Source organism: Streptomyces sp. E11-3 (assembly GCF_046540415.1).
In the GTDB taxonomy this organism is placed as follows: Bacteria; Actinomycetota; Actinomycetes; order Streptomycetales; family Streptomycetaceae; genus Streptomyces.
In genome coordinates, this window is record NZ_JAZGRL010000005.1 from 1 (window position 1) to 9,685 (window position 9,685).

Below are 9,685 nucleotides of genomic sequence, written 5' to 3' on the forward strand. Positions count from 1 at the left end.
CCCGTCCACAGCCCCTCCCCCACCAACTCCACCAACTCCACCCACGCCGCGCCCGTCGGCCATCACCCGATGGCCGGAGCTCCTCGGCACCATCGGCTCGCTGCTCTCCCTCTTCACCGCCGTGCTCTTCTACTTCGGCTGGGCCAGCACCGACGCCGAGACCCAGACGTTGGGCCTGCACCCCACGCTCTTCAGGTTCTCCACCGCCGACTACCTGCTCCGCAGTGTCGACGCCCTCTACATCCCCGTGCTGCTGGCCATGGCAGCCGCGCTGGCCGCGACGGCGGCGCACCGCTGGGTACACCGCGTGCCGCCGCGGCGGGCCGGCCGAGTGCTGCGCCCACTCCGATACGCCTGGGGCCCGGCCCTGCTCCTCCTCCCCTTCTACGCGCTCTCCCCCGCCCTCTTCGAACTGCTCATCCCACTCGCCCTGCTGGCCGGCGCCCCGCTCACCGCGTACGCACTCACCCACCCCCGCCCCGAGGACCCGAGCGCCTCCGACGCGGACCGCCGCCGCAGCCTGAGGCTGTGGGGCCCGGCCGTACTGATCGCCGTACTGGCCCTGTTCTGGTCGGTCTCGTCGTACGCCGAGATCGTCGGTCGGGGCCGAGCCGCGCTGACGGCGGACACGGTCGCCGACGGCTTCCCCGCCGTCGTCGCCTTCAGCAAGGACGACCTGCTGATCCGCGGCGGCGGCAGCTGCCTGGCCGTCGTCGCGGAGAAGGGCAGCCCCTACCGCTACCGGTACGCGGGACTCCGGCTCTTCCATGTCTCCGGCGACCGGCTCTTCCTCGTACCCCGGCACTGGAGCCCCCAGGACGGAACGCTCTTCATCGTCGAGGAGAGCGCGGACCTGCGCGTCGAGTACGTCAGCGGCCAGGACTACCGCCGCACCCGAGAGTGCCCGTAGCCCCCACAGGCAGCTGGCAGACTGAACAGCGTGAGCAGCCACGACACCACCACTAGCACCAACACCACCGCCGACGCCGACAGCCCGTTCCGCCGCGAGAGCGAGGCACGCGACGTAGCCCCGCAGTTCGTCCTGCCTCTGGTCGCCCGTATCGAGAAGGCCGCTCCCCCGGCCCGTACGGACGCGCTGGAGACCGCGGCTCGCGCCGTGCTGGTGATGCTCAGCGACGAGCGGTCGGTCGGCGACGGCGAGTGGGCGCAGGCGATCCGCGACTGGCAGGACGCCAGGATCCGCAAGGTCGTACGGCGGGCCCGGGGCGCGGAGTGGCGCCGGGCCGAGGCGCTGCCGGGCATCACGGTCACCGGAGAGACAGCCGAGGTCCGGGTGTTCCCACCGGTCCCCCTGGACGGCTGGCCCAAGGACCTGGCCCGCCTCCAGGTCTCCGGCACCGACCTCGACGACCCGGAGCCCCCGGCCGCGCCCGACGCCTCGGCCCCGGTCCTCTGGATGAACCCCGAAGTCGACATGTCGGCCGGAAAGGCCATGGCCCAGGCAGGCCACGGCGCCCAACTCGCCTGGTGGGAACTCTCCGCCCCCGACCGCACCGCCTGGCGCGACGCGGGCTTCCCTCTCACTGTCCGCACCGCGGACCCGGCCCGCTGGCACGAACTCACCACCAGCGGCAGGCCGGTGGTCCGCGACGCGGGCTTCACGGAGATCGCCCCGGGCTCCTGCACAGTCGTCGCGGATGGCCACCACCGTGTCGGTTCCCTGCCACGCACACCACGGGCGTGACCCGCTGCGGGTACGGCTCTCTTGCAGGGACCCGCTGACCTGACGAGCCGGGCGGACGGCGCCGCTCAGCTCCCGTCGAGGCGCTCAGGCTTCCTTCGCGGCGTCGTGGTGGGTGCACCCGGTTAGCCCCGCCGCGGTCAGAGTGAGGTGCTGGGCCAGCACCTCGGCAGCGGTGTTGGCGTCACGGGCCAGCGCCGCTTCCTCCAGCCGGCGGTGCTCGCCCACGTGGTCCCGGTCGGGGCGGCGGTGCGCCGACCAGCGGCGGGCCAGTTCGCTCGCGGTCCACATCCGGTCGAAGGTCTCCAGCAGGACCAGGTTGCCGCAACCCTCCAGCAGGGTGCGGTGGAAGACCCGGTGGGCTTCGGACCATGCGGCGCTGTAGTACTCGCCCTCCTGCGGCACGTACGCCGGGGTACGGGCCAGACGGTGGTGGGCGGCTCGTACGCGGGCCTCCCAGTCGACGTCGCCGAGCTCGATGGACATACGCAGCACGACCGGCTCGACGGTCCGGCGGGCCTCCGCGATCTCCTGCCAGCGGCGGTCGGAGAAGGCCGGGACGGCGAAGCCGCGTTTGGGCAGCCGGTCGGCGAGGCCCTCGCCGACCAGCCGCACGAGCGCCTCGCGCACGACGGCCAGGCTCACGCCCTGTTCCTTGGCCAGGTCATGGGGCTTGAGGGCGTCACCGGGGGCGTAGTCCCCGCGCAGGATCGCTCCCCGCAGATGCGCGTAGACCTGCTCGGAGAGCATCTGCTTGGCCGATGAGGTCGAGGTGTGAACCGTCTGGGTCATGACTGCAGCATAGACGATCCAGTGAATAATCGATTATTAGTGTTATGGTCGATTACGACAGATGGACGGTGACGGCGGTGCCTCTACGCGGCGGACGCCGCGGGGCCTCCATTGCCGCATCACCGCCACCCCACAGCACGGCATGACGCCACCCCACAGCACGGCATGAAAGGAACGACGCGATGAGCGCCAACGACCCCTTCGCCCGCCTCCCCGAGGCGGCCTCCTTCACCGTCACCAGCACCACCGTCACCGACGGCGCCGACTGGTCGCCGGAGCAGTTCTCCGGCATCTTCGGCGTCCCTGGCGGGAAGGACGTCTCCCCGCAGCTGTCCTGGAGCGGCGCCCCGGAAGGCACCAAGAGCTACGCCGTCACCGTCTACGACCCCGACGCCCCCACCGGGTCCGGTTTCTGGCACTGGGCGGTCGCCGACATCCCCGCCACCGTCACCGAACTGCCCGAGGGCGCCGGCGACGACACCGGCTCGGGCCTGCCCGAGGGCGCCTTCCAGCTGCCGGGCGACGCCCGCGCGGCCCGTTTCATCGGTGCCGCCCCGCCGGCCGGGCACGGCCCTCACCGGTACGTCATCGTGGTGCACGCCCTCGACGTCGAGTCCATCGGCGTTGCGGCCGACGCCACCCCTGCCGTCCTGGGCTTCACCATGGCCGGCCACATCCTCGGCCGCGCGGTCCTGACCGCCACCGCCGAAACACCCGCCTGACCAGCAGCATGTCCCACCTCATCGACACCACGGAGATGTACCTCCGCACCATCGTCGAGCTGGAGGAGGAAGGTGCGGTCCCCCTGCGCGCCCGGATCGCCGAGCGCCTGAAGCAGAGCGGCCCGACGGTCAGCCAGACGGTGGCCCGGATGGAGCGGGACGGTCTGGTGACCGTGGCCAGCGACCGGCACCTCGAACTGACCGACGAGGGCCGCCGGTTGGCGACACGCGTGATGCGCAAGCACCGCCTCGCGGAGTGCCTGCTCGTCGACGTCATCGGCCTGGAGTGGGAGCACGTTCACGCCGAGGCCTGCCGCTGGGAGCACGTGATGAGCGAGGCCGTCGAACGCCGCGTCCTCAATCTGCTGCGGCACCCGACACATTCGCCCTACGGAAACCCGATCCCGGGCCTGGAGGAGCTCGGCGGGAAGAGCGCGGTGGATCCGTTCCCCGACGAGAGCATGGTCAGCCTCAGCGATCTGGAGCTCGGGCCGAACGGCGGGAGCGTGGTCGTACGGCGCATAGGGGAGCAGGTTCAGACCGACTCTCAGCTGATGCACATCCTGCGGCACGCCGGAGTGCGGCCCGGCGCGGTCGTCAGCGTGACGTCGCTGCCCGGCGGCGTGATAGTCGGCGGTGGCGGGGAGGCCACTGAGCTCCCCACGCAGACCGCCACGCACGTCTTCGTGGCCAAGCGCTGAGCCCAGCCGGGCGCCGCCGCCCGTTGCCATGGCTCGTGCAAGCACGAGGAGGCCCTGGACCACGATCGTGGTCCAGGGCCTCCTTCCATGAGCAGGGGCAACTTGTCAGGGGTCCGGTCGACGACGTAGACGGTCAGGCTCCCGCACGGTCGTTCCATGACGGACACCACCGCGTCGGTTCGCGCCCGCGACAGGGCAGTGGGGCGGGCATAGCCTGAAAACATCGGGACGCTCCGAGACCGGGAGATGAGCGTCATGACATTCGTGCAGGTCATCGACTGCCAGACAAGCCGCATCGACGAGCTGAACCAGCTGCTGGACAGCTGGGCCGAGGCCACCAAGGGCAAGCGGACCGCCACCCACACGATCATGGGCCAGGACCGCTCGGACTCCTCGCATGTNGAGGGTGAGGGTGAGGGTGAGGGGGAAGCGGAGGGGGGCGCGGTGTGCGGTCCCGCGCCCCCGGTGCGCGGGAGGTCGGCGCCGCCGCACCCGGCCAGCACCGCTCCCAGCGCGCAGACGGCGGCGAGTCTCCGTACGAAGATGATCACTCGCCGACCATAGCGGGATATAACCCGCTAATCGCCTAGCTGGGCGGCCGGCCCGGCGTGCCCCTCGCCGAAGTCACCCGCAGGGCCTCAGCAGGGCACAGTAGGCCTCAGCAGGACCTCGACAGGGGCTCAACTGTCGTCCCCGTTCCACATCGCCCGGCGATCGCTCAGCGGGTCCCGAGTGAGGCGCGGCTCGCTGTCCAGGATCATCGTCGGGCGCGTGTCCGGCGTGAACTCCGGCCAGTCGGGGAGTAGTTCGTGCGCGGGGTACCCGTGCCGGGCGAAGTGGGCCCACGCGCCGCTCATCGCGTCGGCGAGGCGCTGCGGCGGTGCGTCCCCGAGGAGCGCCGCCAGGCCGGGGGCGTGTAGTGCGTCGAATACGTACGGGATGTCGAGCGTGTGTGCCGAGCCGAGTCCGCCGCCGAGTGCCGGGGTCGGCCAGCGGAAGAGGTACGACCAGGCGCGCCCGCCGCCCGCCGTGTGGGCGTCGAGCAGCGCGTCCGTGGGAGCGCGGAACAGCTGGTCGGTGATCAGCGCGGCCAGCAGGTCGTTCGCGGTGGCGGCCCCCTCGGAGCCCGCAGCGGGCGCGGCCCTGTACGCCTCGGAGCCCGCAGCGGGCCCGCCCCTGTACGCCTCGCAGCCCCCGGCCGGTCCGCCCTCGTACGCCTCGTAGAGCGCCCGGGCCCGAGCGGCCCGCTCCGGCTCCGGGAACGCGGCGGCCAGCGCGGCGTCGAAGGCCTCGGGTCGCGCGGGCGGGCCGAGGCCGGTGAACAGCCTTCCCTCGTGCTCGTTCGTCCCGGCCAGTACGGGGATGTGCGCACAGGACCCGTTGCGCAGCGCCTGAGCGGGCGGCAGCGGCAGTACGGTGCCGTCGACGACCGGCGTGAACGGGATCTGCCCGACCGGGTAGCGGCGTACCAACTCCTCCTGCGCGGCCAGCAGCAGAGCCAACGGTGCGGTGCGCACGTCCGCGTGGGCCGGGTCGGCGACGCTGTCGGGCGGGACGCCATCCAACGCGGCGCCATCCAACGCGGCGCCATCCGACACGGCGCCATCCGACACGGCGGCGCCCGACACGGCGCCATCCGACACGGCTGCGGTCGCCGCCGTGTCGGCCGCGAGCTCGCGCAGCACCTGCGCGAACTCGTCGGCGATCCGGGCCGCCTGGTCGGGAGTGCGGATCGCGTCCGGCGGCGGGCTCTGCAGTACGGCCCGGTGGAACAGGGGTCGGGCGGCCGGGGCGCCGAGGAGCATCGCGACGCTGCCGCCACCCGCCGACTCGCCGAAGACGGTCACCGCGTCCGGGTCGCCCCCGAAGTGGGCGATGTTGTCGCGCACCCAGGCCAGCGCCGCGATCTGGTCCTGCAGGCCGAGGTTCGCCGAGCCCGCGTAGTCGGGTCCGAGCAGCTGCGGAAGGTACAGCCAACCCAGGGCGCCCAGACGGTAGTTGAGGGAGACGACGACCATGTCGTACCGCTCGGCTATCCGGGCGCCGTCCGTCCACACCTGGAGTCCGCAGCCCTGCACATAGGCCCCACCGTGAATCCACACCATGACGGGCCGCCGGCCGGAGGCCGCGGGCGTGAAGACGTTGACGGTGAGGCTGCCCGCCTCGTCGGTGTGCACCCGCTCGCAGCCGACGACCTCCTCCAGGAGCAGGTCACCGCCCTGCGGCGGCGCGGGCGACGGGGTGACGCAGTCCCGTACGCCCTCCCAGGCGGCCGGTTTGGCGGGCGGTCGCAGGCGAGCTGTGCCGACGGGGTCGGCCGCGTACGGGATACCGAGGAAGCGGTGGACGCGTCCGATCCGCTCGCCCCGTACCTCGCCGCTCGTGGTGAGCGCGGTCGGCGACGTGGTCCTCATACCCAGCCGTCCAGCGAGCCGAGGAAGCCGTCGAAGTCGTCGCGGTGGATGGTGTGTCCGGCGCCCTTGACCGTCCGTACCTCGAAGCCGCGGCGTGCCAGCTCCTCCTTGAGGGCGTCGGAGATCAGGAAGCTGGGGTCGGCGACCTGCACCAGGGAAGGGACCGCGGGGGACGCCGGTACGCGGTCGACCGCGGCTGTGCCGGAGAGGGCGATCGCGGTGTCCGGGTCCCAGGCTGCGAGGGTGGCCAGCTCGACGTCGATGTCGTCCGCCTCCCAGCGCGGATTCAACTCCGCGACCGTCTCCCAGCTGGCCTGTTGGAACTGGACGAACAGGGCCGGGTCCGGGGCCCCGGCCTGCCCGAGCGGCCAGGCGGGGTCGCTGTACACGGCCCGCGCGGGCGCCAGGCGTTCGACGGCGAGGGACAGGGCCAGGCCGCCGAGCGAGTGCCCGAGCGCCAGCTCCGCACCCTCGGGGAGCGTGTCGACCAGGTCGTCCGCGAACAGCTCCGCGCTGTAGGTGCCGCGTGCGCTTCGGCCGTGGCCGCGCAGGTCGACACCGATGACCCGGTATCCCCGGTCCGCGAGTGCGGGGCCCACGCGGCGCCAGGTGCGGTGGTCCGACATGATCCCGTGGACCAGGACGGCGACGCGGTCGCTGGTGCCCCACTCGCGGGTGTGCAGCTTCAAGGTGGGTGCCTTTCTGAAAACGTAGGGAGGGTACGGAGTGGATGCCGGGCAGGTAGGCAGGCGGCCGGTCAGCCGTCAGCGCACGCCACGGATCGGGCGCACCGCGAGCGCGCCCAGTACCGCCAGCCCGGCGCCGACCAGGAACAGCGAGGTGTAGCCACCCGAGACCGAGACGACCACCGAAGCCACGAACGGCGCGAGGATCTGCGGCCCGGCGCTGGCCATGTTGAGCACCCCGAGGTCGCGGGCGGCGTCCTCGGCGCTCGGCAGGATCATCGAGACCAGCGCGTTGTCGACGGCCATGAAGCAGCCGAACCCCAGGCCGTTGAGCGCCGCGAAGACCAGCATCGCGGGCCAGGTCGGCGAGAGCGCCGGGACCAGCAGCGAGCCCGCGGAGATCAGCGCCGACGCGGCGACGAACAGCTTGCGTCGGTCGAACCGGTCCGAGAGCACCCCGCCCACGACCGTGGACACCGCCATCGTGACCGCGGAGATCGGGGTGATCACGGCGACGGCCTTGGCCGGAGTGAGCCCGGACGGCAGGTCGACGTGGTCCTGCAGGATGTACAGCTGGTACGCGAAGACACAGAAGTAGCCGAGTACGAGCAGCGCCCGGCCGATGAACGCCCAGCGGAAGTCATGGCTGCGCAGGGCGCTCAGAAACGCCGCCAACTGCTCCTTGAGCGGCACCGGTCGGGGCGCAGGGCGCCGCTGCTCGCGGGTGCAGGTGGTGAACAGCACCGCGGCGAGGGCGACGAGCAGCCCGAGCACCAGATAGCCGGTGCGCAGGTCGCCGTCGAAGGTCGAGCCGAGCACCGCGCCGAGGGTGGACCCGATCGGCATCCCGAGTCCGACCGCCGCTGACGCCCTGCCGCGGGCGGAGAGCGGGACCCGGTCGGGTACGACGGAGGTGATCGCCGCCTGGAAGACGTTCATCACGGCCTGTCCGAGGCACCAGGCGATCGCCACCAGCAGCACGGTGTGCACGCTGCCGAGCAGGGCCATCGCGCCGACCGCGGCGATGCCGCCGCCCAGAATCCACGGGTTGCGGCGTCCTGTGCGGTCCGAGAGCGCGCCCGCGATCGGGTTGAACAGGGTCGCGAAGACCGCGCTGACACCGCCGACGATGCCCAGCAGGGCGACCTTGTTCGCCGCGTCGATCTGCTCGATGTGCAGCGGCAGCAGGACCGCGCCGACACCTATATAGAGCGTGAACATGGCGCTGTTGCCGACCAGCAGCATCGGCAGCAGGCCGCGGGGGGTGCCGGACGCGACGGGCTGACCGTGGTCCTGACTCTGGCTCGGACCCTGGCTCGGGCTCTGACCCGGACTCTGGCTCTGGCTCTGGCGATCGGAAAGGGCCACGGTGCCCTCCTCCTCGTACGGTCGGTCGGCGACGACCGAGGACCGGGGGGTGGTGACACGTGTCAAGTAACACGTGTAACGGATGTCTAGCATCCACTCCGGTACCGCCACCAGACCCAGAGGCGAAAAAGTTCAGAGATCAACTACGTACGGAACGGCCCCGCGCCTCGCGGGAGTCGTCCGGCCAGCCGCAGCGATCAGCCCGCAGCCGGAGAGCCGTCGAGCCCGGCAGCCGGGTCCGAGGGCGCCAGCTGGCCGGCGTCGCGGGCGAGCGCGGTCAGCCGGGAGATCGCCCGGAAGTACTTCTTGCGGTAGCCGCCCTTCAGCATCTCCTCGCTGAACAGCTTGTCGAACGGCAGCCCCGAGGCGAGCACCGGAACCTCGCGGTCGTACAGCCGGTCGGCGAGTACGACCAGGCGCAGGGCCGTCGACTGGTCGGGCACGGGCTCGACGCCGGTGAGGCAGACGGCCGAGACACCGTCGGTCAGCGCGCCGTAGCGGCTGGGGTGGACATCGGCGAGGTGGTCGAGCAGGTGCGGGAAGTCGTCGAGCGAGGCGCCTTCGGTGGCGTACGCGGCCTTGGTGACCTGCTCGTCGGAGTACGGCGGCGGCGCCTCGGGCAGCCCGCGGTGGCGGTAGTCGTCGCCGTCGATACGGAGGGCGCGGAAGTGCGCCGAGAGCCCCTGGATCTCGCGCAGGAAGTCGGCCGCGGCGAACCGGCCCTCACCGAGCTTGCCCGGCAGCGTGTTGGAGGTGGCAGCCAGCGCGACGCCTTCCTCCACCAGCCTGCTGAGCAGACTCGACACGAGCACCGTGTCGCCCGGGTCGTCCAGCTCGAACTCGTCGATGCAGAGCAGCCGGTGGCCGCTGAGCGTCTTCACCGTCTGCTGGAAGCCGAGGGCGCCGACCAGGTTGGTGAGCTCGACGAAGGTGCCGAACGCCTTGAGTTCCGGGGCCGCCGGGGTGGCGTGCCAGAGGGAGGCGAGCAGATGGGTCTTGCCGACGCCGTACCCGCCGTCGAGGTACACCCCGCGCGGGCCGCTCGGGGCCGCGGCCTTCTTGCCGAACCAGCGGCGCTTGCCCGCACCGCTGGCATGCGCGCCGCCCAGTGTCCCGGCGAATCCGCCGAGCACCTCGACCGCCTCGGCCTGGCTGGACTGCTGGGGGTCGGGCACGTACGTCTCGAAGCGCGCGGCCTGGAACCGCGGCGGCGGCACCATCTCGGCGACCAGCCGGTCGGCGGGGACATGCGGCCGGCGCGCGCACAGCGACAGCGGGGCCGCTTCGGCTATGGGGTGAC

The 9,685-nt window shown here is 72.1% G+C and carries 9 protein-coding genes and 1 pseudogene; 5 read left to right on the forward strand and 5 right to left on the reverse strand.

The features are described from left to right. Together U9R90_RS33920 and U9R90_RS33925 are read left to right on the forward strand one after the other, a co-directional pair. Nucleotides 1-910 (forward strand): hypothetical protein (locus U9R90_RS33920; protein ID WP_411061121.1); only part of this gene is annotated, 910 nt, incomplete at its 5' end. Nucleotides 911-940: 30 nt separating this feature from the next. Further along, nucleotides 941-1,705: a peptidyl-tRNA hydrolase gene (locus U9R90_RS33925; protein WP_411055567.1), complete on the forward strand. Its 765-nt coding sequence runs from the start codon at nucleotides 941-943 to the stop codon at nucleotides 1,703-1,705. Nucleotides 1,706-1,789: 84 nt separating this feature from the next. On the opposite strand, the gene U9R90_RS33930 is transcribed toward U9R90_RS33925, so the two are convergent. Further along, nucleotides 1,790-2,494 carry a GntR family transcriptional regulator gene (locus U9R90_RS33930; protein ID WP_411055568.1) on the reverse strand — a complete coding sequence of 235 codons (705 nt, stop codon included), beginning with the start codon at nucleotides 2,492-2,494 and terminating at the stop codon, nucleotides 1,790-1,792. Between the two features lie 182 nt (nucleotides 2,495-2,676). Between U9R90_RS33930 and U9R90_RS33935 the strand changes: the two genes are divergently transcribed. The 3 genes and pseudogenes from U9R90_RS33935 to U9R90_RS33945 all read left to right on the forward strand — a co-directional run. Continuing rightward, entirely contained in the window at nucleotides 2,677-3,216 is a 540-nt protein-coding gene (locus tag U9R90_RS33935) for a YbhB/YbcL family Raf kinase inhibitor-like protein (protein WP_411055569.1), read from the forward strand. A gap of 8 nt (nucleotides 3,217-3,224) precedes the next feature. After that, nucleotides 3,225-3,917, forward strand: a complete 693-nt coding sequence (locus U9R90_RS33940; protein ID WP_411055570.1) for a metal-dependent transcriptional regulator — start codon at nucleotides 3,225-3,227, stop codon at nucleotides 3,915-3,917. Between the two features lie 255 nt (nucleotides 3,918-4,172). Continuing rightward, a pseudogene (locus tag U9R90_RS33945) lies at nucleotides 4,173-4,316 on the forward strand (ester cyclase); the annotation flags it as partial. Between the two features lie 281 nt (nucleotides 4,317-4,597). On the opposite strand, the gene U9R90_RS33950 reads toward U9R90_RS33945, so the two are convergent. The 4 genes from U9R90_RS33950 to zapE form a co-directional block, all read right to left on the reverse strand. After that, entirely contained in the window at nucleotides 4,598-6,331 is a 1,734-nt protein-coding gene (locus tag U9R90_RS33950) for a carboxylesterase/lipase family protein (RefSeq protein ID WP_411061123.1), read from the reverse strand. Continuing rightward, nucleotides 6,328-7,020: an alpha/beta fold hydrolase gene (locus tag U9R90_RS33955; protein WP_411061125.1), complete on the reverse strand. Its 693-nt coding sequence runs from the start codon at nucleotides 7,018-7,020 to the stop codon at nucleotides 6,328-6,330. Before U9R90_RS33955 ends, U9R90_RS33950 begins: the two co-directional genes overlap by 4 nt. A gap of 75 nt (nucleotides 7,021-7,095) precedes the next feature. Continuing rightward, complete coding sequence (locus tag U9R90_RS33960; protein WP_411061127.1) at nucleotides 7,096-8,385, reverse strand: MFS transporter; 1,290 nt, start codon at nucleotides 8,383-8,385, stop codon at nucleotides 7,096-7,098. 197 nt (nucleotides 8,386-8,582) lie between these two features. Then, nucleotides 8,583-9,677: a cell division protein ZapE gene (zapE, locus tag U9R90_RS33965; protein WP_411061129.1), complete on the reverse strand. Its 1,095-nt coding sequence runs from the start codon at nucleotides 9,675-9,677 to the stop codon at nucleotides 8,583-8,585. Between the last annotated feature and the right edge of the window lie 8 nt (nucleotides 9,678-9,685).

Excerpts from the sequence above, each read along its gene's own strand:
- U9R90_RS33935 (WP_411055569.1), top strand. The coding sequence starts at position 2,677 with ATGAGCGCCAACGACCCCTTCGCCCGCCTCCCCGAGGCGGCCTCCTTC.
- U9R90_RS33930 (WP_411055568.1), bottom strand. The coding sequence starts at position 2,494 with ATGACCCAGACGGTTCACACCTCGACCTCATCGGCCAAGCAGATGCTC.
- U9R90_RS33950 (WP_411061123.1), bottom strand. The coding sequence starts at position 6,331 with ATGAGGACCACGTCGCCGACCGCGCTCACCACGAGCGGCGAGGTACGG.
- U9R90_RS33940 (WP_411055570.1), top strand. The coding sequence starts at position 3,225 with ATGTCCCACCTCATCGACACCACGGAGATGTACCTCCGCACCATCGTC.